The organism is Chryseobacterium soldanellicola (assembly GCF_900100115.1).
GTDB lineage: Bacteria > Bacteroidota > Bacteroidia > Flavobacteriales > Weeksellaceae > Chryseobacterium > Chryseobacterium soldanellicola.
Window position 1 is genome coordinate 362,529 of the sequence record NZ_FNKL01000003.1, and the last position, 24,494, is coordinate 387,022.

At 36.5% G+C, this 24,494-nt stretch carries 20 protein-coding genes; 9 read left to right on the forward strand and 11 right to left on the reverse strand.

Translation table 11 applies throughout. The features are described 5' to 3' along the window. Positions 1 to 15: 15 nt before the first annotated feature. The 4 genes from BLT04_RS11170 to BLT04_RS11185 all read right to left on the reverse strand — a co-directional run bounded on the left by BLT04_RS11170 (position 16) and on the right by BLT04_RS11185 (position 5,124). Entirely contained in the window at positions 16 to 942 is a 927-nt protein-coding gene (locus BLT04_RS11170; protein ID WP_089755889.1) for a malate dehydrogenase, read from the reverse strand. 130 nt (positions 943 to 1,072) lie between these two features. Then, positions 1,073 to 1,624 carry a biliverdin-producing heme oxygenase gene (locus BLT04_RS11175; RefSeq protein WP_089755890.1) on the reverse strand — a complete coding sequence of 184 codons (552 nt, stop codon included), beginning with the start codon at positions 1,622 to 1,624 and terminating at the stop codon, positions 1,073 to 1,075. A gap of 26 nt (positions 1,625 to 1,650) precedes the next feature. Next, positions 1,651 to 3,840, reverse strand: coding sequence for an ATP-binding protein (locus tag BLT04_RS11180; RefSeq protein WP_089755891.1), 2,190 nt, complete (start codon positions 3,838 to 3,840; stop codon positions 1,651 to 1,653). A 270-nt stretch (positions 3,841 to 4,110) separates the two neighbouring features. Further along, positions 4,111 to 5,124: a nucleoid-associated protein gene (locus BLT04_RS11185; protein WP_089755892.1), complete on the reverse strand. Its 1,014-nt coding sequence runs from the start codon at positions 5,122 to 5,124 to the stop codon at positions 4,111 to 4,113. Positions 5,125 to 5,328: 204 nt separating this feature from the next. On the opposite strand from BLT04_RS11185, the gene BLT04_RS18915 reads away from it, so the two are divergent. From BLT04_RS18915 to BLT04_RS11195, 4 genes are all read left to right on the forward strand, one after another. After that, on the forward strand, positions 5,329 to 5,481 hold the full coding sequence (locus tag BLT04_RS18915; protein WP_170828469.1) for a hypothetical protein: 153 nt from the start codon (positions 5,329 to 5,331) through the stop codon (positions 5,479 to 5,481). Between the two features lie 13 nt (positions 5,482 to 5,494). Then, positions 5,495 to 5,851 (forward strand): DUF7674 family protein, encoded by a 357-nt coding sequence (locus BLT04_RS11190; RefSeq protein WP_089755893.1) that lies wholly within the window; start codon positions 5,495 to 5,497, stop codon positions 5,849 to 5,851. Between the two features lie 78 nt (positions 5,852 to 5,929). Next, a complete protein-coding gene (locus BLT04_RS19075) occupies positions 5,930 to 6,061 on the forward strand; it encodes a hypothetical protein (protein WP_262484151.1) in 132 nt (43 codons plus the stop codon). A gap of 51 nt (positions 6,062 to 6,112) precedes the next feature. Next, a complete protein-coding gene (locus tag BLT04_RS11195; RefSeq protein WP_089755894.1) occupies positions 6,113 to 6,508 on the forward strand; it encodes a DUF7674 family protein in 396 nt (131 codons plus the stop codon). Between the two features lie 48 nt (positions 6,509 to 6,556). On the opposite strand, the gene BLT04_RS11200 is transcribed toward BLT04_RS11195, so the two are convergent. Continuing rightward, positions 6,557 to 7,072 (reverse strand): thioredoxin family protein, encoded by a 516-nt coding sequence (locus BLT04_RS11200; RefSeq protein ID WP_089755895.1) that lies wholly within the window; start codon positions 7,070 to 7,072, stop codon positions 6,557 to 6,559. Positions 7,073 to 7,490: 418 nt separating this feature from the next. After that, complete coding sequence (gene dnaK / locus BLT04_RS11210) at positions 7,491 to 9,386, reverse strand: molecular chaperone DnaK (protein WP_089755897.1); 1,896 nt, start codon at positions 9,384 to 9,386, stop codon at positions 7,491 to 7,493. A gap of 283 nt (positions 9,387 to 9,669) precedes the next feature. On the opposite strand from dnaK, the gene ppk1 reads away from it, so the two are divergent. From ppk1 to BLT04_RS11230, 4 genes are all read left to right on the forward strand, one after another. Continuing rightward, entirely contained in the window at positions 9,670 to 11,745 is a 2,076-nt protein-coding gene (gene ppk1 / locus BLT04_RS11215) for a polyphosphate kinase 1 (protein ID WP_089755898.1), read from the forward strand. Then, on the forward strand, positions 11,742 to 12,626 hold the full coding sequence (locus BLT04_RS11220; RefSeq protein ID WP_089755899.1) for a Ppx/GppA phosphatase family protein: 885 nt from the start codon (positions 11,742 to 11,744) through the stop codon (positions 12,624 to 12,626). Before ppk1 ends, BLT04_RS11220 begins: the two co-directional genes overlap by 4 nt. A 544-nt stretch (positions 12,627 to 13,170) precedes the next feature. Beyond that, entirely contained in the window at positions 13,171 to 13,824 is a 654-nt protein-coding gene (locus tag BLT04_RS11225; protein ID WP_089755900.1) for an NAD-dependent epimerase/dehydratase family protein, read from the forward strand. A 284-nt stretch (positions 13,825 to 14,108) separates the two neighbouring features. Further along, positions 14,109 to 17,147, forward strand: coding sequence for a choice-of-anchor I family protein (locus BLT04_RS11230; RefSeq protein WP_089755901.1), 3,039 nt, complete (start codon positions 14,109 to 14,111; stop codon positions 17,145 to 17,147). A 514-nt stretch (positions 17,148 to 17,661) separates the two neighbouring features. Here BLT04_RS11230 and BLT04_RS11235 read toward each other — a convergent pair. Both BLT04_RS11235 and BLT04_RS11240 read right to left on the reverse strand, forming a co-directional pair. Then, the gene (locus BLT04_RS11235) at positions 17,662 to 17,910 is read right to left on the reverse strand and encodes a NifU family protein (protein WP_089755902.1); all 249 of its coding nucleotides are present in this window, start codon (positions 17,908 to 17,910) and stop codon (positions 17,662 to 17,664) included. 38 nt (positions 17,911 to 17,948) lie between these two features. Next, the gene (locus BLT04_RS11240; RefSeq protein WP_089755903.1) at positions 17,949 to 19,058 is read right to left on the reverse strand and encodes an Mrp/NBP35 family ATP-binding protein; all 1,110 of its coding nucleotides are present in this window, start codon (positions 19,056 to 19,058) and stop codon (positions 17,949 to 17,951) included. A 128-nt stretch (positions 19,059 to 19,186) separates the two neighbouring features. Here BLT04_RS11240 and BLT04_RS11245 point away from each other — a divergent pair, with 128 nt between their 5' ends. After that, a complete protein-coding gene (locus tag BLT04_RS11245; RefSeq protein WP_089755904.1) occupies positions 19,187 to 22,012 on the forward strand; it encodes a GH92 family glycosyl hydrolase in 2,826 nt (941 codons plus the stop codon). Between the two features lie 105 nt (positions 22,013 to 22,117). Here the strand turns inward: BLT04_RS11245 and BLT04_RS11250 are convergent, their stop codons facing one another. Genes BLT04_RS11250 through BLT04_RS11255 form a run of 3 tightly spaced genes read right to left on the reverse strand, consistent with a single transcriptional unit; the run spans position 22,118 to position 24,455 of the window. Next, positions 22,118 to 22,831: a phytanoyl-CoA dioxygenase family protein gene (locus BLT04_RS11250; RefSeq protein WP_089755905.1), complete on the reverse strand. Its 714-nt coding sequence runs from the start codon at positions 22,829 to 22,831 to the stop codon at positions 22,118 to 22,120. Positions 22,832 to 22,886: 55 nt separating this feature from the next. Further along, entirely contained in the window at positions 22,887 to 23,201 is a 315-nt protein-coding gene (locus BLT04_RS18755; RefSeq protein WP_139166239.1) for a hypothetical protein, read from the reverse strand. Positions 23,202 to 23,204: 3 nt separating this feature from the next. After that, positions 23,205 to 24,455 (reverse strand): dicarboxylate/amino acid:cation symporter, encoded by a 1,251-nt coding sequence (locus tag BLT04_RS11255; RefSeq protein WP_089755906.1) that lies wholly within the window; start codon positions 24,453 to 24,455, stop codon positions 23,205 to 23,207. Positions 24,456 to 24,494: the final 39 nt, after the last annotated feature.

Below are 24,494 nucleotides of genomic sequence, written 5' to 3' on the forward strand. Positions count from 1 at the left end.
TATAAAGTTCAGTAATTAAAACTTCAGATCACCATTCACTTCTCTTACAGCCTGAGCTGCTTCAGCGAATTTCAATTGCTCTTCAGCAGTCAGTGTGATATTAACGATTTTTTCTACACCGTTTTTCCCGATGATAGCAGGAACACCAAGGCAGATGTCGTTTTGACCGTATTCACCTTCAAGCATTAAAGAACAAGGGATCATTTTCTTTTGGTCGCAAGCAATCGCCTGAACCATTACAGAAACTGCTGCACCTGGCGCGTACCAGGCAGAAGTTCCTAATAATTTTGTAAGAGTAGCCCCTCCTACTTTAGTTTCTTCGATTACATATTTTTGTTTTTCGTCGTCAAGGAATTCAGTTACAGGAACCCCGTTTCTTGTCGCTTTGCTCAATAGAGGAAGCATTCCTGTATCACTGTGGGCAGCGATTACCATTCCGTCAACATCAGAAATCGGCGCTTCCAATGCCTCAGCCAATCTGTATTTGAATCTTGCAGAATCCAGAGCACCACCCATTCCGATGATCTTGTGCTTAGGAAGACCCGAAGTTTTGTGTACCAGATAAGCCATTGTATCCATTGGGTTAGAAACCACGATGATGATCACTTCCGGAGAGTGTTTTACTAAGTTTTCAGTAACATCTTTTACGATACCGGCGTTGATACCGATCAGCTCTTCTCTTGTCATCCCAGGTTTTCTAGGAATCCCTGAAGTGATTACTGCTACATGAGAACCTGCAGTTTTGCTGTAATCTCCTGTTGTACCGGTAATTTTTGTATCAAATCCGTTAAGAGATGCTGTCTGCATCAAATCCATTGCCTTACCTTCAGCAAATCCTTCTTTAATGTCTACTAAAACTACTTCTGAACAGAAGTTTTTCATTGCGATGTATTCTGCACAACTCGCTCCTACAGCGCCTGCACCTACTACAGTTACTTTCATTTGATTTATTTATTAAATTATTTATTGTTGAGTTTAAATTTGCCTGTAACCGGTCAAAATTCTGCCCAAATTTAACAATTCCTGAAAAATTGAGCAATCTTTCAGGAATTAAATTATATTTTTAAAAAAATTAGTTGACGTTTAACAAGAATGTGTATAATTTTTTCGCTCCTAATAATACTTCTGTGTAATTTTCTTCTTTCACCTCGGTATCCAGCACTTCTTTGAAATTCTTCCACATGGGGCCTGTATTTTCCTGATAGCAACCAAAAAAGTTAAACGTTACATGGTCAAAACCTTCTGTTTTAGAAAGCTGTTTTGCGATCACATTTCCTCCTAAAGTAGAACCTTCGATCACGTACATTGCTCCCAAGGCTTCATTTTCGCTGTTAAATTCAAGATTATGAGAAGCGGTTTGGTTTTCCAGAGAAAGGCTTTCAAGGTCTTTTTCAATTAAAGAAAGCTTTTTTCTGTTGCTTAATTGTAATCTGTCAGAAAATTTGTCGGAAAGGCTGTTGAAAATCTGTTCTTCCGAGTGAAGAAGCATCAGATAATTGGTATGGATGATTTTTTTATAGTCTTCTAAAGTAAACGTTTTGTTGAATATTTTTTCAGAATTAAATAATCTTTCAGCTGCATCATGAAACTCTGCTGTATTTTGTTTTAGATATTCGGATACCATAATAAGGTTTTAAAATGTTTTCAAATTTAAGGCTTTTTAAACGTTAAAATGAAAGTTGTCCCGTCTTTATGACTTTCATATTCCACATTTCCGCCGATTCTTTTCATAATACGATGAACAATGGATAAACCGATCCCATTTCCTTTAAATTTCTTCGCATTATCCATTCTGTTGAAAATTTTAAACATTTTGTGCTTTTCTTCGTCGGGAATTCCGATTCCGTTGTCTTTAATTGTATAAATTATGGTTTCGCCGTTTTCTTTTCCTTCAATTTCAATTTTCGGAAAATCGTTTTGGGAAGAATATTTTACAGCATTGTTGATAATATTTAAGAAAACCTGATGCAACATTGTTTTATCGCCCAGAACATCCGGGCAGTCTCCAATAATAATTTCAGTGGCAGGGCTGTCAAAAGTAACTTTTGCATTTTCAGAAATTCTATGGATCATATTTCTGGTCTGGATTGTATCAAGCTGTAATTCACTATGTTTTGCCCGGCTCAGCTGTAAAACATCGCGCATCATATCGGCCATATTGTCGATTTCCTCAATAATGGAATTCAGCTTATTTTTATTCTTTTCCGTTTTTTCAAAATTGCTAAGAAGCATTTGCGCATTGAGCTTCATCACGGTAAGCGGCGTTCCCAAGTCATGCGAAATCGTGTACGAAAAACTGTCAAGCTCTTCATTTACTTTTTTAAGCTGATCGTTGAGCTCTTTGATCGCATTATACTGTTTGTGAGACGTTTCAAGGATAATATCACGGATAGCCTGTACTGCAATTATATTTCTTGAGCTCCATCTTTTGGAATTTCCTTTAATATTCTGGGTAAAAACTTCAAAGGAAGTTCGTGGCGAAATAATATTTTTTTCCTCGCCATTTTGCAAAAATACGCCTATTTTCTTTTCAGGATTTCCGGCCCATTGAATGTGCTCGTCAAATTCTTTTCTGAACCAGATGAGCATTTCGTTTTTACTTCGTTCGACAAAATAGATAATGATACCCGCAGAATTTTCGTTTAAGCCTAAATAATTTCCATGCTTTTTAAGGAAACTGCGATTAATATAAAGGTTGTCTTCTGTATTTTCGTGGGCCCATTTAATTATTTTTTCGATCACTGCTTTTTCAGGAACAACACCGTCTGTGATGAGATTTCCGTCTGAAACAATGACAAGACCGTCAGCTTCGGGAAGATCTCTCAGCTCTGATTTATTTTCGATCAAAGATTCAAACAGCATATTGTGCTTTAGCAGCTCATATTTCAGATGTGCGGCTCTTTCATTTAAATTTAAACGATATTCAAGCTCTTTTTTAGATTTAAATGAAGAATAAGCATTGGAAGCCAAGGCCGTAAAAATTCCTGCCTGCACCCTATCTTCAAGGTCAATGTGCTTTGCTACAGAGTTTTGGCAGGTCACAAGCCCCCAAAGCACATCATCAATAAGAATCGAAATACTGAAGCTGGAGGCTGCTCCTGAATTTTTAATATATTGCCCGTGAATAGGCGACATCGCGCGTGAAGAGGCAAAAGTAAGGTCAATATCGCCTTCTACCCTGCTCAACAAAGGCACGGGCTCAGAATATACGTCGCTGAAAATTCTTTTTCTTTTCTTTTTATACATTTCCCTTGCCTGTCTCGGAATATCGGATTCGGGGTAATGAAGCCCCAGATAGCTTTCGAGATTTTCATTCGTTCTTTCCGCGATTACCTTCCCTGAGCCGTCCATCATGAATTTGTAGATCATCATACGGTCATAATTCACGATTCTTTCAAGACTGCTTAAAAGCTGTTCCCAAATTTCCTGGGCATTATCAATGATATAAAAATTATCATATTTGTTGGTAATATGCTTGTGAGGATTGGCAATTACAGCCTCAAATTCAAGAAATATATTATTTTGTGTCCTGAAAACCGAGAAATGATATTGCTTTTCTCCAATTAAGATTTTATCGAAATACGTCTCATTTTCCCTTCTTGTATGCTTGTCAACAAAAATGTAAATATCTGAATTTAAAACAGGTTGGAAAAGCTCAGGAAAATCACTGATTTTTTTACCGAAAAGTTGTTCGGTATTTTCAACAGGAAAAATATCCGTAATATTTTTACCGAAAAATGTGATGGAATGAGATTCTGCGTCAATACCAATCAGATAGCCGAAACTTTGTATGTAGCCCGGAATATGGATGGGCTCTTCATGACACTCTACAAAATTCATATAATTCTTTGATCTATCAAATATAACGAATTATTTTAAGTAATATTACTTTGTGGTATCGAATCTTAAAAGTGTTAAAATATCGTCGCTTCGGGCGTTTGAATAGTGAAAATGCCTTGAAATGACCTAAAATAATTTTCAATATTTAACAATTAAAGCCGCATTTATTTTGAATATGCTAATATAAAATTGAAAAATAATAAGATTCATAAAGAAAATAAAAGCGATTTTATAGTGTTGATTGCATTTTATCTTTAAAAAATTCGTAGATTAAACTTCTTTGTCGAAATACAGCCTATAATATTTTCCTTTTTCATCCTGGCCCTGCTCCAACATTTTTCTGTCACCGTGAATGTAAATATGAAAGTTCTTATCTAATTTAATGATACTTTTGAAATGTCTCTGGGTTTTCTTCACCGCCGCTTCACTGATAGGAAATTCTTCCGCGATATTGATCTGCATATCCTGCTCGTAATCTGTTTTGAAATTATTGAAGCTCTCAATTACATGCTCATCACCCAATACTTCACTGGCAAATTCGTCTAGCTTAAATTCTTCCTTTTCTTTGAAAAAATTAATTGATTTATTTAAGAAATCTGCCTGATCTGCTTTAGAAACTTCAAATTCCTGAGGCAATTGTTTCGTGATATAATCTTTATACACCATTAAAGATTCCTGTGTATGAAAATATTCGTCATCACGTTGCTTTACCTTTAAAAAATCCTCAAACCAGTAATACATATCGCCGTTTTTGTTGTTGTCAACCACAGAAAGCACGTATCCTGTTTCTTTGTCGTTATTATAAATCAGTGCTGCTTTATCAATTTTAGACAAGCCGATTCCCTGATCTTTTTCTATATCAAAAGATTCGTTTTGAGGAGATATCTTCAAGAAAGATTCTCTTTTTTCAGTTTTAAAAAAACCTATTTTATCTACTTTTTCGGTTCCTTCTCTTTCATCTTCAAAATATACGATAAACAATTCCCCGCCCTGAACCCGTGGATTTTCAGCAGCTTCGAAAAGATGTTTTGCGATATTTTCAGCCTCCCAGAGAAATTTGGCTTTGTCGTCAAAAATCTCAGATACAGAGCTGTAAACCGGGTTATTCACCAAATAAGAATCACTGTAAAAATGAAAAGTTTCTTCAGATTTGAATGAACCTAAAAAATAATCCTCAAGCATTTCCGCCATTCCTTCTTCCAGCTGCAATTCTTCCTGGGAAAGCGTTAAAGATTCTCCGTTGATTTTATTTCCGACTCTGTGTACTACGATTTTTGAAAACATTTTTGATTTTTATGGATTGCAAAGATATTAATTATCTTAAACATTCAACAGCTTTTCATTCTGATAAAAACCTTATCATTTTGACAGGATTTTTTCCTTTAAAACTTCAATACACATTTAACAATGCACTGATTTACATATAATTAAATTAAAACCATTCGCAAAGGAATGCAATTGGCATCATGATCTTCAAAACAGAAGAAAATGGATTTAAAGACATTAAACAGAATCGACAAACTAAGAAGATTAAAAAGCAGAGGACCGGAAACTCCGAAATGGCTGAAATCTTACGGTATGTTGATATTAGCTTTTTTGGTGGTTCTGATTTGGTTTTTTTTCAAAAATTTTAATCTATAAATCAAAAATAAATATGAATTATTTACAGGCCGTTCAGGAAATCACGGAAGTAATTCCCAACATTCAAAACGAATTAAAAGAGAACCGAACTCAAAATTCGTACAGCGTTATTCAGACTTTTACAGATCAAATAAAAAATATGATCCGTCAGAATGAGAAAAATATTTTATTTAAAAGTCTCAAAAAGATGGATGAGATCTATAAAAATGGCGATATCATGTTAAAAAATGCCATTGAAAATATTTTTATTTATTCACTGGACAATTATACCGCTTTTTGTACCGAAGAATACCGAAAAATGATATTCAGTCACATTTCGAAGGATTTGCAGAAGAGCTATTCAAGACAAATTTACAGTCACGGAACTTAGTTTGTTACATTTTTCGGCTATTTCGTTACAAAAGCATAAAAAACAATAAAATAAAACCCCATTCAAAATCAACAGCTTATGAAAACAAAAATCAGAAGAATATCCGACTGGAAAACCTTCAAAACCACGACCAATAAACATAATATAGAAATTTTAGCAACTCATATTGCCGTAATCATCGGCGTATTTGTTGTTGCCGCCTTTTTATAATTCTGGTACAGTTTTCGCCACAGTAGAAGTGTTTGAAAAATATTAATTATTATGATGAATGTACAAATGAGATCTATTAACCAAACAATAGCCATAGAGTATTTAAAATTTTTCTATCCGCCACTTCGAAACGAAATTTCACAGCTTTCCGCACAGGACAACTTTCCGGGAGTGATTCAGGCAACGATCAATTATCTGAAAAACCTTTTACAGGAATCAAAAATCAATATCATTGCCCATCATATTAAAATGATGGAAATTATCTATGCAGATGGGGATTCTTATGTGAAAGATATGATTGAAAATCTTTTTGTAAGATCATTTGAAAGCTTTAAAAAACATACCAAAATCCAGCACTGGAAGTTTCTTTATCAATATATGCCCGTAAGTTTTCAGGTAATTTATAATGAGCAGCAGAAACAGGATCAGATATTTTTTGGTAAATAATTAACTTTAAAAGTAATTACGGCGAAACCTTTGGTTTCGCCGTAATTACTAATTCTTTTTTATAAAAGCTTTTTGTATCGCCTGAAGTTCGTTTTCATTCATTTTAGAAGATTTCTTTAATTTTGCAACAAAAATATCTACTTCTTCTGCCGTTGAAGGGCAGCCAAGATTTTCATTTTTCTCATTAAATGAATCTGTAAGAACATCACCTTTTGGATTTATAACCAACCAAAACGGAAGTCCGGCATCTTTTCCTTTGTACTTATTCATCAACTCTCCACCTCCGGGATTTTCAAGTTTTTTCTTCTCTCCCATTTCCTGAACATCAATATAAGCTGTAACGAAATTTTTATCAAAACTTGGCTTTGTTTCCGGTAACGTCATATTTTTTTCCATCACGTGGCACCATTTACACCATGAAGCATGAAATACAAGAAGTACGTTTTTATTTGTTGATTTTGCTTCGGTAAGTGCTTTGTTTAGTATAAGATCAGCTTTTTCCTGGGCAAAGTTGAATTGAAATAGGAATAATCCTAATACGATTATTATTTTAGAGAATTTCATTAAATTAATTTTAAAGATGAAAAGTTATACTAATGTAAAGATTTTTTTGATGTAGAAAAATAAATTTATTTAAATATCATTCTGAAAATCCTTTTACTATTAAATATCAATCCGGTTGCGTAATTTCAAGAAGCAAAATCACACAGTTGCTTAAAAGTCATATCAATTCTAAAAAATATCTATTTACAATAAGAAATGAATTCAGAACCGAATTAAAAAACAATACACTTTCAATCAAGATGAAAAAAGCGTTGAAACAAATTGAAAAGGATTGTAAAAAAATATCTATGAAAAATATAGAATTTTATTTGGCAGAAATTGAAAAAATAGATTCTGAGAAATAAACATTTCACTTAATTGAACAAAAAAATCCCCTCGCTTACGCTTGGGGATTTCTATTGTATCAGTCATTGACTGCTTATTTTACTTCTTCAAAATCTGCATCCTGCACATCTTCTGACCCACCTGCATTACCACCAGCATTTTGACCTGCATCTGCACCTTGAGCACCTTGCCCTGCTGCATATAATTCTTCTGAAGCTGCCATCCATGCTGCATCTAAAGCTTCTGTTTTAGCTTTTACATCATCTCCGTTTTTGGCTTCAAAAGCTGTTTTCAATTCTGCGTGAGCGGCTTCAATTGCTGCTTTTTTGTCAGCAGATAACTTATCACCAAACTCTTTCAACTGCTTTTCAGTCTGGAAGATCAATCCGTCTGCTTTATTGAAGATTTCAACTTCTTCTTTTTTCTTAGCGTCCGCTGCAGAGTTTTCCTGAGCTTCTTTTTTCATTCTTTCGATTTCTTCGTCAGAAAGACCTGAAGATGCCTGAATTTTGATCGTCTGCTCTTTACCGGTTCCTTTATCTTTAGCAGAAACGCTTAAGATACCGTTTGCGTCAATGTCGAAAGTAACTTCAATTTGAGGAACTCCTCTTGGCGCCGGCGGAATATCCGTAAGATCGAATCTACCGATTTCTTTATTATCGTTGAACATTGGTCTTTCACCCTGTCCTACTCTGATGCTTACAGCCGGCTGGTTATCAGAAGCTGTAGAGAATACTTCAGATTTTTTAGTTGGGATTGTAGTGTTTGCTTCAATTAATTTAGTGAAAACAGAACCCATTGTTTCAATACCTAAAGAAAGTGGCGTAACATCTAATAAAAGAACGTCTTTTACATCACCTGTTAAAACACCTCCCTGGATCGCTGCACCGATTGCTACAACCTCATCCGGATTCACTCCTTTTGAAGGTTTTTTACCGAAGAATTTTTCTACTTCCTCCTGAATGATCGGGATTCTTGTAGAACCTCCTACCAAGATTACTTCATCAATGTCAGAAGTTGACAAACCTGCATCTTTCAAAGCTTTTGCAACAGGATCCATAGATCTTTTTACCAAATCTGCAGATAACTGCTCGAATTTAGCTTTCGTTAAAGTTTTCACCAAGTGTTTAGGACCTGTAGCTGTAGCTGTGATATATGGAAGGTTGATTTCAGTTTGTGCAGAAGAAGACAATTCGATTTTTGCTTTTTCAGCAGCTTCTTTCAATCTCTGTAATGCAATTGCGTCAGATTTTAATTCTACTCCTTCTTCAGCTTTGAATTCGTCTGCCATCCAGTTGATGATCACATCATCAAAGTCATCACCTCCTAAGTGCGTATCTCCGTTTGTAGACAATACTTCGAATACACCATCACCTAAATCAAGGATAGAGATATCGAAAGTACCACCACCAAGGTCATACACCGCAATTTTTTGGTCTTTATGGCTTTTATCCAACCCGTAAGCTAATGCTGCAGCGGTTGGTTCGTTGATAATTCTTTCTACTGTAAGACCAGCGATTTCTCCTGCTTCTTTAGTAGCTTGTCTCTGAGCATCGTTGAAGTAAGCAGGAACAGTGATTACCGCTCTTGTCACTTCCTGGCCAAGATAATCTTCAGCAGTTTTCTTCATTTTCTGAAGCGTCATTGCAGAGATTTCCTGTGGAGTATATTCTCTATCGTCGATTTTTACTTTTACCGTATCATTTGGTCCTGCTACAACTTCGTAAGGTACTCTAGAAATTTCTTTAGCATCTTCTTTAAAATGAGTTCCTATAAATCTTTTGATAGAATATACGGTTTTCTTTGGATTCGTTACAGCCTGTCTTTTTGCAGGATCTCCTACTTTTCTTTCACCATCTTCTGTAAAGGCTACAATAGAAGGAGTTGTTCTTTTTCCTTCTGCATTAGGAATTACAACAGGGTCTTTACCCTCCATTACAGCAACACACGAGTTGGTTGTCCCTAAGTCAATTCCAATTATTTTACTCATAATATTTATATTTTTTCTAATTTTTAAGTTTAATTTACACTGTCAATTTCTCAATATTTGTACCATTTGGGATTTTGTGACAAATTGACACATTAAAATTAAAACCTCGATAAAACCGACATTTTAAGTCTCAATACAAGAAATATTTTCATTACTTACTTGAATATTTCACTGTTCATAAATAGATAACTCTCCTTTTATTTAAAAATTAATCAAAGTTTAACCTAAAAAAGTAGATGAAAAACTGATTAATCATTATTTTTGATAAATTATAAACTAGAGAATGTCATTACACTTTAATCCGAGAGATATTACATGGCTTGCCTTTAACGAAAGAGTTTTACAGGAAGCGATGGATGAAAATGTGCCTTTGCATCTGAGAATCCGTTTTTTAGGAATTTTTTCAAACAATTTAGATGAATTTTTCAGAGTGCGTGTTGCCGGATTAAAACGTGCCATGGATTTTAAGGAAAAAGTAATTGCTGAATCTTTTTATCAGCCACCTTCAAAAATTCTTCAAAGAATTAACGAAATTGTGATAAAGCAACAGCAGAATTTCGACAAAACCTGGAAAAAAATTCAGGGCGAAATGGCAGATCATAAAGTTTCTATTAAAACATCAAAGAATTTAACAGCCAAACAAAAAGAATTTGTCAGAAGCTATTTTGATGAAGTCGTAGAATCAAATGTCATTCCCATTTTGTTGCATGAAAATACGCCGATGCCCTATTACAGGGATAAAAGTCTTTATTTAGGCGTTGCGATGAGAAAAAAAGACTGGCAGTATTCCAGTAATTATGCGATTATTGAAATTCCGTCGCGTTTTGTGGGTAGATTTGTCTTACTTCCGACAGAAGATCCGGAAGAAAAAAATGTAATGTTGCTGGAAGATGTTATTACCTTCAATTTACCCCATATTTTCTCGTATTTTGGCTATGACGAATTTTCCGCGCATGCTTTTAAAGTAACAAAAGATGCCGAGCTGGATCTTGATAATGATATCCGGACCAATTTTGCCGAAAAAATAGAAAAAGGGCTCAAAAACAGACGAAAAGGAAAGCCAACCCGTTTTGTTTTTGATAAAGATATGGACAAAGCCTTGCTTGAAATGCTTATCCGAAAATTAAATTTAACAAAAAAAGACAGCATTATTCCTGGTGGTAAGATTCATAATTTTAAACATTTTATGGATTTCCCTGATGTTTTTGAAAAATATGAAAGGCCCGTGGAAAGAACTTCTTTCACCCATCCCGCCTTTGAGCACGGAGAAAGAGTGACGGACGTTATTTTAAAACATGATGTACTTTTAACGTTTCCTTATCATAAATATAATCCCGTTATTGACCTTCTTCGTGAAGCCGCAATGGATCCTGATGTAAAATCAATCCAGATTACGGCATATCGTTTGGCAAGCAGCTCAAAAATCATTAATGCCCTGATTTATGCTGCCAGAAATGGTAAAGAAGTGACGGTAATGCTGGAGCTTCAGGCAAGATTTGATGAAGAATCCAATCTTAAATGGAAGGAAATGCTGGAACCGGAAGGAATTACTGTACTCGTGGGCCTTCCCGATAAAAAAGTACATGCAAAATTATGTGTTATTAAGAAAAGATCACATAATAAAACCCTTCAATATGGTTTTGTAAGCACAGGAAATTTTAACGAAAAAACAGCCAGAATCTACGGAGATCATTTATTAATGACCGCAGACCGTCATATTATGGCAGATATCAATAAGATTTTCAATGTACTGAAAAAACCAAAAGATGAGGATTATTTAACAGTCTTAAAAACCTGTAAAAACTTATTGGTCTGCCCGCAGTTCATGCGTGAAAAGATTTTTCATCACATTGACAAAGAAATTGAAGAGGCAAAAGCAGGAAGAAAAGCAGAAATGATCATTAAGGCCAACTCGGTAAGCGACAGGGCCTTAATTGAAAAATTATACGCCGCCGCACAGGCCGGAGTTGTCATCAGAATGATTGTAAGAGGTATTTACTGCGCTGTTAATCAGAAAGATTTTAAAGAAAAAATCAAGGCAATCAGTATCGTAGACGAATATCTGGAACATGCAAGAGTGATGTATTTCTACAATAAAGGCGCTGAAGATATGTATATTTCCTCCGCAGACTGGATGACGAGAAATTTAGACTACAGAATCGAAGCCGCTGCTAAAATAACAGATAAAAATTTAAAGAAAGAATTGAAAGATATTCTCGATATACAGTTGAAAGATAATGTAAAAGCCCGTATTTTAGACAAAAAATTGAGCAACGAATACATCAGCAACGATAAAGAAGAATGCCGTTCTCAACTTGAAACATACAGATATTTAAAAGCTAAAACGAACACAAAATGAAGATTGCAGCCATAGATATAGGAAGTAATGCAGCCAGACTCTTAATTAATGAAGTAAAAATCAACAACAACCAACCGGAATTCATCAAGCTTAATCTTCTGAGAATCCCTTTACGGTTAGGAATGGATGTTTTCACACTGGGAAAAATCGGTGAAGAAAGAGAGAGAATGGTGATCGACTCGATGAAGATTTTCAGTGACCTGATGAGAATTTATAAGGTTGAGCATTACAGAGCCTGCGCCACAAGCGCCATGCGTGATGCCGAAAACGGAAATGACATCATCAGACAGGTTAAAGAAACTTCAGGAATCAATATAGAAATTATTTCCGGGGATGAAGAAGCTACTTTGGTTTTTGAAAATCACGTTGCAGAAGGGCTTGACAAAGAGTTTGCTTATTTATACATCGATGTTGGAGGTGGTTCTACCGAGCTTACTTTTTATGAAAACGGACAAATGATCTATGAAAAATCTTTCAATATCGGAACCATCCGTTTGTTGAATAATCTCGTAATGCCGGATAATTGGGAAGAGATGAAAGAAGAGATCAAAAAGAATGTGGTCAGCAAAAAGCCAATCGTAGCCATCGGTTCGGGCGGAAATATCAACAAAGTTTTCTCAATGAGCAAAACCAAAGACGGAAAACCCATGTCATTGGCCCACCTTAAAAAAGTATACAAGGAATTTAATGACATGACCGTTGAAGAAAGAATGACAAAACACAATATGCGGGAAGACAGAGCCGATGTTTTGGTGCACGCTCTGAAAATTTTCAACAATGTGATGGCCTGGTCGGATATCAAAAGTATTTTTGTTCCTAAAATTTCGGTTGCTGACGGGCTTATTCATAATATTTTCAGTCAGTTGCATGATAAAAAGTAATAGTTTTAACTAATATAAATTTGAAAAACCGGTCAGCTTTTGGCTGGTTTTTTATTTTGAAATATGTATAAGAATTATTACTTATTATTTATATTTTTTTGGAGCTCTTTCCGGCTATCCACTCATACTCCTCGCGCCAATGCTTTTTCCTGCGCCTGCTGCGGGGTAACCGTTGCTATCCGGGCTAGGAAAAGGATGATGTTGAAAACCACCCCATCAAAAATTCTAAAGAATTTTCGCCACCCCTCCAGAGGAGGGGAATTCTCGCCATTGAATTTTTTGTCTTATTTACTTATTTACAGAAGTTTGTCCACAAAGTTTGTCATCCTGAAAGGATCTCAACACCGTTATTAGATATCTTTCCTTTCAACAGCTTAGATCCTTTCAGGATGACAAAGTATAGGGTTATCTTCCTGTTTTAATGCTTTAAAGAGATTGCTTCGTCGCTTCGCTCCTCGCAATGACAAAAAAACTGTATAATTTTTGCATTTAACTTAAAGTAAAAATAAATTAATAAACGTCATTAGAATATAACATAAAAAAAATGAACTCAATCAAAATAATTCTCACAGGTGCAACAGGAATGGTTGGTGAAGGCGTTTTAATGGAATGTCTTGAAAATCCTGGCATCTCAGAAATTCTAAGCGTAAGCAGAAAACCTTCCGGGAAAAAACACGCCAAATTAAAGGAATACATCATTTCAGATTTTCTTACAATCGATTTAAATGATGAAAATTTTAAAGGTTACGATGCCTGTTTTTTTTGTGCCGGAATCAGCAGCGTGGGAATGAACGAAGAAGATTACACCAAGATCACTTACGATACCACATTACATTTCGCCAAAGCTCTTTTAAACCAAAATCCTGATATGGTCTTCAACTATGTTTCAGGCGCTCACACCGACAAAACAGAAAGCGGAAAACTGATGTGGGCAAGAGTAAAAGGAAGAACCGAAAATGCTTTGAAGAAACTGGGTTTCAGAGCGGCATACAACTTCAGACCGGGATTCATGAAACCTGTTGAAGGCCAGAAGAATGTAAAATGGTTTTTTAAGCCTTTTATTTGGCTTTTCCCTATTTTATTACCATCAAAATCATTAACTTTACATCAAGTCGGGAAAGCAATGATCAACGCTGTACAGAAAGGATATCCGACATCGGTTTTAGAAATTAATGACATCAAAAATCTGGCAATATGAGAGATATGTTAAAAAGAATCATCATTGTTATTTTTATCTTATTGGTTCTGACTGCAATTTCAGGATTTTTTTACATGCAGAAACATCCGTTTTAAAATAAATAGAATTGCAGAAAACTGATAAAATGAAATTTCCTACGCTTATTGGTGACTGATTTTTAATCGGTTAATTCATTTTTGGTCTTTCACAACATCATTACAAATTATTAATCATTTATTAAGATTCAATTAAAATAATTACAAACTAGAAAGATCACTTTTGCATAAATCTAATTTAAGTAAAAAATGGTCAACAATTACCTATTAAAAGGGTCTGTAATTGCCGCATTCTTTCTTTCGGGCGGAATTTTCGGGCAGACGCTTATCCATTACTGGAATTTTAACAACAATGCTTCTGCTGCTACAATTACAGCTCCGACTTCTACGCTGGTCGGCGGCTCTATCAATGCGGTAATCAATGGAACAACGGAAGTTGATTTCGCAGGAGGAACCGGGCAAAATTTCAATATTGAAAATTTAAATGCAAGAAATGGAGACGCTTCAGGAACGCATTTAAGATATAATTTCCCAATTAACGGTAATTTACAGTTTAATTTACCGACAACAGGATATAACAATGTTGTAGTAAAATTCACAACAAGAAGGTCAGGTTCAGGAGCAGGAACTCAAACCTGGTCTTATTCAACAGACGGAACAACTTTCCAGCCTTATCAGACGGTTTCTCCACAGGACGCAAATCCACAGCTGATTACTTTTGATTTTTCTGCGGTTTCCGGAGTCGCCAATAATCCTAATTTTAAATTAAAAGTTGAGTTTTCAGCAGGAACAGGCGGTACGGTAGGAAACAACCGTTTTGACAATTTTACAGTTGATGCAACGGCAGCCACAGGAGCTGATACGACTCCTCCATCGGTAGCTTACCTTCCTGCCAACAACACAAATAATGCTTCCACGACTGCAAATCCTACCATTACTTTTAATGAAAATGTAAGATTGGCAGACAATTCCGCGATCAACGATTCTAATGCACAAACACTTGTTGATTTCCGTCTTGGAAACGCTTCAGGTACACAGATTCCCTTTACAACGACTTTCAGTAACAATAAAATCACTGTAGTTCCGAATGCAGGTCTGGTTCCGAATCAGACATATTATCTGGCTTTAAAACCTAATATGGTTGAAGATACGAGTGATAATGCAGTTACGGCTGTTACTTCGACAACTTTTACAACGGCAGGAACTTCCATTTCTTTAGATAAAAATTTCATTAAAGTAAACGAAAACGGAGGAACTTTAGCATTTAAAATCAATGTTGCCAATCCTTCAGCTTCTACTGTGAATTTAGTTGTAAAACCGGCTCCGTTCAGCACGGCAGACAGCAACGATTTCACATTAACGAATCAAACGATTACTATTACTCCGTCTACGACAAGTTATACGGTAAATATTCCTATTACTGACGATACTTTACAGGAACAAAGCGCAGAATACTTTGTTGTAAGTCTTGAAAACCCTGTTGGGGCAACAATTTCAGGAGATAATAATGCGACAGTTTACATTGTTGATAACGATAAGCCGGCTCCGGTTCCTTCAAATCAGATTTCATTAAACTATATCGGAAGCTTTGATCCTTCGGGAAACAACAACAGTTCTACGGAAATTGTCGTTCATGATCCTGCAACACAAAGATTATTTACGATCAGTTCGATTACTGATGTTTTTGATATTATTAATTTCAGTAACCCGACAAGTCCGGCGGTTGTTAACACGATCAATATGGCTCCATACGGCGGAATTACAAGCATTGCCGTGAAAAACGGAATCGTAGCTGCGGCGTCTCCAAATGCCAATCCGCAACAAAACGGGTCAGTCGTTTTCTTTGATATTAACGGAAACTTCCTTAAGCAAGTGACTGTTGGAGCTCTACCGGATATGATCACTTTTTCTCCGGACGGAACAAAAGTAATGACCGCGAATGAGGGCGAACCCAACGATGCTTATACCGTAGATCCGGAAGGAACGGTGAGTATCATTGATATTTCGGGAGGAGTCGGAAACTTAACTCAGAGTAATGTAACGACGCTTAATTTTAATGCTTTTGATTCTCAATTAGCTTCACTAACAGCGACAGGTCTAAGAAAAGTAAGAACCAACAATACCCTTTCACAGGACCTAGAACCGGAATATGTAACTATCAGCTCTGACAGCCAGAAAGCGTGGGTTACGCTTCAGGAAAACAATGCCATTGCGGAAATTAATTTAGCGACAAAAACCATTACAGGAATCTGGGGCTTAGGTAAAAAAGACATGAGCCTTCCAGGAAACGGATTTGATGCTTCTGATAACAATGGCGAAATCTTAATTGCCAACTGGCCTGTAAAAGCCTATTACCTTCCAGATGGTATTCAGAATTATAAAGTCGGAGGTACCAATTACATCGTAACAGCCAACGAAGGAGACGAAAAAGACCTATCAGGCTTCAGTGAAAGAACGACAGTTGGAGCAAATACTTACACTTTAGATCCAACACTTTTCCCACAATCTGCTATTTTGAAAGCTTCTTACAACTTGGGAAGATTCAGAGTTTCAAATACCACGGGAAATACTGACGGAGATTCTGATTTTGAAGAAATTGCTGCATTGGGAGCGCGTTCATTCTCTATTTTCAATGCTGATACAAAACAGATTGTTTATGACAGTGGAGACAAGTTTGAAAGATATATCGCGGCGAATCATCCATTGATTTTTAATGCTGATAATGAAGCAAACGGCGCTAAAAACAGAAGCCGTGCAAAAGGTCCTGAACCGGAAGGTGTTGCTTTAGCCAATATCAACGGACAGACTTTTGCATTCATTACCCTGGAAAGAACAGGTGGGGTCATGGCTTACAATGTGACCGATCCTAATAACCCTACTTTCACGGATTATAAAAATTCACGTTCTACATCGGCTTACGGTGGCGACAACGGCCCGGAAGGGATCATCTACATCGCTCCTGAAAACACAACAACAGGAAAAGGATATGTAGTTATCGCCAACGAGATCAGCGGGACATTATCCATGTATGAAGTTGCTCCTTCTCCAACATTAGCCACGGGTGAAGTGAAGACTGAAAAGACAACATTCAACATCTTCCCGAATCCGGTTGCCAAAGGAAATACGCTATATTTCAACAGAGCTCAGGGTTACGAATTGTACGACATGTCCGGAAAATTAATCGGAAAAGAGAAAAATGCTCTTACAATTGATACTTCTAAGCTTTCTACAGGTGTTTATCTTGTAAAAACTTCCGAAGGAGAAGTGAAAAGAGTAATTGTAAAATAGAATATATTATTTAGTTGATTGAAAATGAGCCCCGATTTTTTCGGGGCTTTTTTGTTCTAAAACCGCTTTAGACAATCTAGGAAGTATCCGAAGCCCCTTTTACAAACGCCCTCGCCCCCTTGAGCAAGCCCCCACGGGTAGGAAACAAGTCTCGACACCCCCTTATGTAAGCCCCCTACCCCCCTTACCCAAGGGGGTATATTCCCTTGTCTAAGTACCCGCGGCCCCTTTATTGAGGCCTCTTGACACTTATATAAGTCCCCTCAGACCGTTGATTAAGTGGCCACGCCGGTTATATCTATCCTTTACAGTATTATATGATCTGTTTACAGAAAATTAATCAAGTTTTAGGTTAAATCATGAAGATCTATTAAATAATTAATACTGGACAATCTATTTTAGATAGAGTTTTAGGTTTCCGCAAGCTCCGCTTGCCGAAACCTAAAATCAAAACAAATAACAAAAAAAGACAGGTTCAAAAAACCTGTCTTAAAAAATATATATTTTAATTTTTTTATTCTACGCTTATTACTTTCTGAATTTCGGGAGCGTGTTGCTTGATTGTATTTTCTACCCCTAATTTCAGGGTTGAATAATTTAATGAACAACCAGAACAGTTTCCTAACAATTTTACATAGACTAAATTGTCTTTCACGTCAATAAGCTCAATGTCTCCACCGTCTTTATTAAGAAACGGGCGAATGCTTTCCAAAGCTTCCATTACTTTCGTTACGGTTTCTTCGTGTTTTATATTTGTTTCCATATTTTTTCAGTTCAATTCGGTCTTTTCAAAATCTTGAATTATTTTGCTTTCTTCGGCGAGCATCCCGCCATTGTTGTAATTTTTACAGCTTCAGTCGGAGGAAGATGTTTGTTTCTTTCCACGAGACTTTCTACCATTTTGCGGGCAGTTTCTGTATAAATCTCTGCGATTTTAGAACCTTCCTGTAAAGCTGCAGGTCTTCCGACATCGCCTGCTTCTCTGATGCTTTGGATCAACGGAATCTCTCCCAATACAGGAATTCCAAGATCATCAGCCAAATATTGTGCTCCCTGGTTTCCAAAGATATAATATTTATTGTCCGGTAATTCTTCCGGTGTAAAATACGCCATATTTTCGACTAATCCAAGAACAGGAATGTTAATACTTTCCATCTGGAACATCGCAATACCTTTTCTTACGTCTGCCAAAGCTACGTGTTGAGGCGTACTTACGATCACAGCACCTGTCACAGGAACTTCCTGAATGATCGACAAGTGAATGTCACCCGTTCCCGGAGGAAGATCGATCAATAAAAAGTCTAATTCTCCCCAAGCGGCATCTCTGATCATTTGGTTTAAGGCTTTTGAAGCCATCGGACCTCTCCATACTACTGCCTGATTGGAACCTGAGAAATATCCTATTGAAAGCATTTTCACACCGTAATTTTCAATAGGTTTCATCAGACTTTTACCATTAACTTCTACAGAAATCGGCTTTTGTCCTTCTGTATCAAACATGGTAGGAACAGACGGACCGTAAATATCGGCATCCAATAAACCTACTTTAAAACCCATTTTTGCTAAAGTAACTGCCATATTTGCAGCAACCGTAGACTTGCCAACCCCTCCTTTTCCGGATGCGATGGCGATAATATTTTGAATTCCAGGGATTTGTTTTCCTTTGATCTGACTTTGCTGAATTTCGCTTGGCTCCGGAGAAACGATCTTTAATTTTAAATTAATTTCTTCTCCAAATTCACTTGCAAAAGCCTGCTTCATGGCTGCTTCCAGCTTTTTCTTTTCGTGCATTGCAGGTGAATGTGCCGTCATATCAATATATACATCGTTGCCCATAACCTGGAAATTACTTACCAAGTCATCAACTTCTATCTCTTTAAGGAAATTCTGTACCTTTTCTTTCGTCAACATAAACTAAATAAATTGTCTACAAATTTACGTAAATTTTACCTATTTAGAATAAGTAAACGCAATGATAGATATTTTCTTTTGTGTAACCAAATTTTATAGTAATTTAGGGCGGTTTTAATTTTTACATGATGAAAAAAATATTAGTCGTTCTTTTAGGAATCGTTGCCCATAATTTGTTTTCACAAAATTATTCGCAATATGTAAATCCTTTTATTGGGACTGGCGGTCACGGACACACATTTCCGGGTGCCATCGTTCCTTTCGGAATGGTACAGCTCTCACCCGATACAAGAGTCGACGGAAGCTGGGACGGTTGCAGCGGGTATCACTACTCTGATTCTGTAATCTATGGTTTTTCGCACACGCATCTCAACGGAACGGGAGTTTCCGATTACGGAGACATTATGCTGATGCCCACCATAGGAAATCCTAGTTTGGACAGCAAACAGTATTCTTCAAAATTTTCACATAAAAACGAAAAAGCTTCGGCAGGATTTTATGCTGTTACATTAGATAAAAACAATATTGATGTTCGATTGACAACGACCAAAAGAGTCGGTTATCACGAATATACGTTCAACAAAGCAGGAAATGCAAATATTATTTTAGACTTAAATCACAGAGATAAATTGCTTGAAGGCGAGGTTAAAATAATTGACAATAAAACAATCGAAGTCTTTCGAAGAAGTGAAGCGTGGGCAACCAACCAGTACATTTACGCAAGGATTGAGTTTTCAAAACCGATGAAAATTTCAAAAGAATTTTTAAGCGGTGAAAAAATTGAAGGAATTAGTGAAGGTAAAAAGAAAGTTTCATTTTATGGGACAAAATTAGCTTTAGCTTTTTCAACCCAAGTTAAAAAAGGAGAAAAAATTCTTGTGAAAGTTTCGATTTCTCCGACAGGTTACGAAGGTGCAGCAAAAAATATGTTGGCTGAAGGCAAATCCAATGATTTTGAAGCAATCAAAAAGCAGGCTGTTGCCGACTGGGACAAAGAATTATCAAAAATTGAAGTTAAATCTTCCGATAAAGATAAACTGACAGTTTTCTACACCGCAATGTATCACGTTTTCACACAACCGAACATTAATATGGATGTTGACGGGAAATACAGAGGTCGCGACAACAAGTTCTACATGGCAAAAGGATTCGATTATTACTCGGTTTTTTCGCTTTGGGACACTTTCCGGGGAGCGCATCCTCTGATGTCTTTAATTGAAAGAAAAAGAACGGCAGATTTCATTAATACCTTCATCAAACAGTACGAACAGGGCGGAAAACTTCCGGTTTGGGAACTGGCTTCCAACGAGACGGAATGTATGATCGGTTATCACGCAGTTTCTGTGATTGCAGACGCGATGGCAAAAGGAATTACAGGTTTTGATTATGAAAAAGCTTTTGAAGCTTCCAAACATTCTGCAATGCTTGATATTTTTGGTTTAAATGCTTATAAACAAAACAATTATATCGCTATTGATGATGAGCATGAAAGCGTTTCTAAAACCGTAGAATATGCTTACGATGACTGGTGTATTGCTCAGATGGCTAAAATTTTAGGTAAAAAAGAAAATTATCAATATTTCATGAAACGTTCTCAGAATTGGAAAAATCTTTACAATCCAAAGAACGGCTTCATGCAGCCCAGAAAAAACGGAAACTGGTACGAACCGTTTGAGCCAAGAGAAGTTAACAATAATTATACAGAAGGAAATTCTTGGCATTACTCCTACTCTGTTCAGCAGGATATTCCCGGATTGATCGCAGCACATGGAGGGAAGGAAAAATTCGAACAATTTATCGATGCTATTTTCGCTGCACCCGACAAAACGACAGGCAGAGAACAGGTGGATATCACAGGTTTGATGGGACAATACGCTCAGGGAAACGAACCGAGCCATCACATTGCTTATCTTTACAATTATGTAGGAAAACCGGAAAAAACAGACGCAAAAATTAAATATATCCTTGATAATTACTACAAAAATGCTCCCGACGGTCTGATCGGAAATGAAGATTGCGGGCAAATGAGCGCGTGGTATATTTTGAGTACCATGGGAATTTATGCTGTAACTCCGGGATTACCGGAATGGCAGACAACGAAACCTTATTTTGATGAGGTTAAAATTCACCTGGAAGACGGAACGACAAGAACAATCACGAAAAGCACAAGCAAAGATGAACTTAAAAAATTAGGTTTTGAAAATGCAAAAACATTCAAAGACTTTAAATATGACGAATTAACAGCTTCTCCGGTCATTGCAGCAGCAAGGATTTTTGATTTAAATACAAAAGTTGAGATCACAGGCTTAGATCCTGCCGATAAAATCTATTATATGACAATGGATGAAGACGATGCCAATGTGAGAAAGACTTTCATTCCTTACAAAGGGCCGTTTACGATTACAAAAACGACTCAGGTTTCTGCTTATGCGGAAAGAAATGGCGATAAAAGTTCAGTGACTGTTGCCAACTTCAACAGAAGACCGAATAATTGGGATATTACGGTTAATGCGACAGCAAATCCTCAATATACAGCAAGCGGAAAATTATCATTAATCGATGGAATCACCGGTGATGTAAACTGGAGAAAAGGCGAATGGCTGGGTTATCAGGGACAGACTTTTGAAGCGATTATCGATATGAAATCACCTCAGCAGTTCACAAAACTGTCTTCTACCTATTTGCAGGACAGCAAAGCATGGATTTTAATGCCTAAAAAGGTAGAATATTTCGCTTCAATGAACGGGAAAGATTTCGTTCTTTTAAAAACAGTTGACAACACCGTTGACCCTAAGGATGAAACCATTCAGACAAAGGATTTTTCAACTGAAATTTTACCGACCGAAGCCCGTTATATTAAAGTAAAAGCTTATCATTTCGGCAAACTTCCGGAATGGCATCTGGGAGCCGGTGGCGACGCTTATATCTTTATTGATGAGATCTCTGTGAAATAATTTTTTAAATTTTTAATTAAGTATAAAACCCCTTCGAAATTTTCGTAGGGGTTTGTTTTTTATTTTTATTACGATGCAGAGCGGAGTCAAAGCATCTATAAAATTTTAATTCATCTTCTCCGACCAATTCAGTTCTTCCGGAAGCTCTTTATCGGAAAATTCGATATGGATAACTCTTCTTTTTTTACCGTTTGTTGTTCTGTTGGAACCGTGAAGGATCAGAGGTTTCATGATCATAATTCCACCTTTATCTACATTGCAGATCTTTTCTGTTTCTACATTCCAGTCGATGTTTTCGGGGCGGTAAATTCCTTTTGAATGGGATGTTGGAACCACTTTTAAAGCTCCGTTATTTTCATCCGTATCATCTAAGTGAATTCTTATTGTAAAAATATTTTCTAGAATATGCAAAGGTGGCTGAACCGCAAACTGATTTTGTTTTGTCGTCCAAGGTCCAAAGTTTGGTAATTCAATCTTTTTATTAACGGAAATCGTTAAATCCTGATGGTAAGCAACATACCAATTTGATTTTTCAGGTTTATCAAAATAAATGCTTTTTACCACAAAATAATTGTCACCGAAAATTTCTTTGATGATTGTTTTAATATGATTATTAAAAATCAAATCTTTAATATGAGGAATTTCTTTTAAAAATTGTCTTATCGCGAAAAGATCTTCTGACTTTCTGAAAGTTTCTTTTGAGGTATCTATATTTTCGAGGATGTGAATTATCTTATTAATTTCTTCATCAGAAAAAATATTGTTGATTACCGTAAAGCCATTTTCTGTAATTGAATCTTTATGATTTTGCAAATTCATTTAATAATTTGATTTTTATTGAATCTATTTAAAACGCAAAGATCGAAGATTTTCTTTAAAAATCAATTATGGTGTCATTGCGGAGCAAAAGCGACGAAGCAATCTTTTTTATTACTAAATTTTTTGAGATTGCTTCACCTTCGGTTCGCAATGACAAATCTTGAAAGAAGGACAAGTACCCTAGCCCCGATTGCAGCTTTGTTTGAGCTCTTTTTTTTAGTTTTAGGCTGCGGCGGCTTCGCCGCCGCAGCCTAAAACTAAAAAAATAGCGAGTGCGGAAAGCGGGAATAGCTTCAAATAAAAAATCAATGGTCAATAATGAAAATAAAAAATTCACTATTGACCATTGATTAGCGTAAGCAAAATTCACATTTTACATCTTCCCTCCATGATCTTCCAGCTGACCTTCCCATTTGGAAACTGCAGAAGTTGCCAGTGCATTTCCTAAAACATTCGTCATACTCCTTCCCATATCGCAAAAATGGTCGATCGGTAAAATCAGGGCAATCCCTTCCGGCGGAATCCCGAACATCGAACAAGTTGCCACAATAATCACCAAAGAAGCTCTCGGAACGCCGGCAATGCCTTTTGATGTCAACATTAGCACCAAAAGCATGGTAATTTGTTGACCGACTGTCATTTCAATACCGTAAATCTGAGCAATGAAAATTGACGCAAATGTCATGTACATCATACTTCCATCCAGATTGAAAGAATATCCTAAAGGTAAAATGAAAGAAACGACTCTATTATTACACCCGAATCTTTCCAATTCCTCAACCAGTTTCGGAAAAACAGCTTCCGAACTTGTCGTTGAAAATGCGATCAGTAAGGGCTCTTTTATTCTTCTTAATAATTCGAAAAGACGGTTTCCTAAAATCAGATAGCCAGCCAGTAAAAGCACCAGCCAAAGAACTCCCAATGCAAAAAAGAAATCCCGGAGATATATTGCGTAGACTTTAAAAATTTCAAATCCGTTGGTTGCAACGACAGCGGCAATCGCACCCAAAACCCCAAGCGGTGCAAACCACATGATGTAACCCACCATTTTTAGGATGGCATGAGCTATAATATCAAATAATTTGATGACAGGCTGAGCATATTCTTCACCCAAATTTGCCAAAGCAATTCCGAACATGATGGAAAAAACAACAATCTGCAGCACTTCATTCGTTGCAAAAGCTTCAAAAATACTTTTAGGAATAATATGTTTCACGAAATCTTCCATCGAAAAACCTTTGCTGCTTTTTAACAGCTCTTCAGCAGAAGCCGCATCCTGAATCGGTAATTTTGTAACATGACCGGGCTCCAGCCAATTTACAAGCATTAATCCTATGAAAAGTGAGATTAAAGAAGCAGAAATAAACCACAGCATCGCTTTTGTACCCACTCTTCCGATCATCTTAATATCGCTCATTTTCGCAATCCCGACCACCAGAGTGGTAAAAACCAACGGTGCAATGATCATTTGTACCAATCTGATAAAAACAGTTCCTAAAAGCTTTATATTTTTAGAAAAAGGTTCTGCACTTTCCGGGTACTGTGTGTGCACAATTCCTCCAATTCCTACACCCACAATAAGCGCAATGACAATGGCTACAAATAGTTTATTTTGTCCTTTCATATAAATGTTTCAAGTTTCGCAAATATAATAGTTTTTCTC

Excerpts from the sequence above, each read along its gene's own strand:
- BLT04_RS11170 (WP_089755889.1), bottom strand. The coding sequence starts at position 942 with ATGAAAGTAACTGTAGTAGGTGCAGGCGCTGTAGGAGCGAGTTGTGCA.
- BLT04_RS11175 (WP_089755890.1), bottom strand. The coding sequence starts at position 1,624 with ATGGTATCCGAATATCTAAAACAAAATACAGCAGAGTTTCATGATGCA.
- BLT04_RS11180 (WP_089755891.1), bottom strand. The coding sequence starts at position 3,840 with ATGAATTTTGTAGAGTGTCATGAAGAGCCCATCCATATTCCGGGCTAC.
- BLT04_RS11185 (WP_089755892.1), bottom strand. The coding sequence starts at position 5,124 with ATGTTTTCAAAAATCGTAGTACACAGAGTCGGAAATAAAATCAACGGA.
- BLT04_RS18915 (WP_170828469.1), top strand. The coding sequence starts at position 5,329 with ATGGATTTAAAGACATTAAACAGAATCGACAAACTAAGAAGATTAAAA.
- BLT04_RS11190 (WP_089755893.1), top strand. The coding sequence starts at position 5,495 with ATGAATTATTTACAGGCCGTTCAGGAAATCACGGAAGTAATTCCCAAC.
- BLT04_RS19075 (WP_262484151.1), top strand. The coding sequence starts at position 5,930 with ATGAAAACAAAAATCAGAAGAATATCCGACTGGAAAACCTTCAAAACC.
- BLT04_RS11195 (WP_089755894.1), top strand. The coding sequence starts at position 6,113 with ATGATGAATGTACAAATGAGATCTATTAACCAAACAATAGCCATAGAG.
- BLT04_RS11200 (WP_089755895.1), bottom strand. The coding sequence starts at position 7,072 with ATGAAATTCTCTAAAATAATAATCGTATTAGGATTATTCCTATTTCAA.
- dnaK (WP_089755897.1), bottom strand. The coding sequence starts at position 9,386 with ATGAGTAAAATAATTGGAATTGACTTAGGGACAACCAACTCGTGTGTT.
- ppk1 (WP_089755898.1), top strand. The coding sequence starts at position 9,670 with ATGTCATTACACTTTAATCCGAGAGATATTACATGGCTTGCCTTTAAC.
- BLT04_RS11220 (WP_089755899.1), top strand. The coding sequence starts at position 11,742 with ATGAAGATTGCAGCCATAGATATAGGAAGTAATGCAGCCAGACTCTTA.
- BLT04_RS11225 (WP_089755900.1), top strand. The coding sequence starts at position 13,171 with ATGAACTCAATCAAAATAATTCTCACAGGTGCAACAGGAATGGTTGGT.
- BLT04_RS11230 (WP_089755901.1), top strand. The coding sequence starts at position 14,109 with ATGGTCAACAATTACCTATTAAAAGGGTCTGTAATTGCCGCATTCTTT.
- BLT04_RS11235 (WP_089755902.1), bottom strand. The coding sequence starts at position 17,910 with ATGGAAACAAATATAAAACACGAAGAAACCGTAACGAAAGTAATGGAA.
- BLT04_RS11240 (WP_089755903.1), bottom strand. The coding sequence starts at position 19,058 with ATGTTGACGAAAGAAAAGGTACAGAATTTCCTTAAAGAGATAGAAGTT.
- BLT04_RS11245 (WP_089755904.1), top strand. The coding sequence starts at position 19,187 with ATGAAAAAAATATTAGTCGTTCTTTTAGGAATCGTTGCCCATAATTTG.
- BLT04_RS11250 (WP_089755905.1), bottom strand. The coding sequence starts at position 22,831 with ATGAATTTGCAAAATCATAAAGATTCAATTACAGAAAATGGCTTTACG.
- BLT04_RS11255 (WP_089755906.1), bottom strand. The coding sequence starts at position 24,455 with ATGAAAGGACAAAATAAACTATTTGTAGCCATTGTCATTGCGCTTATT.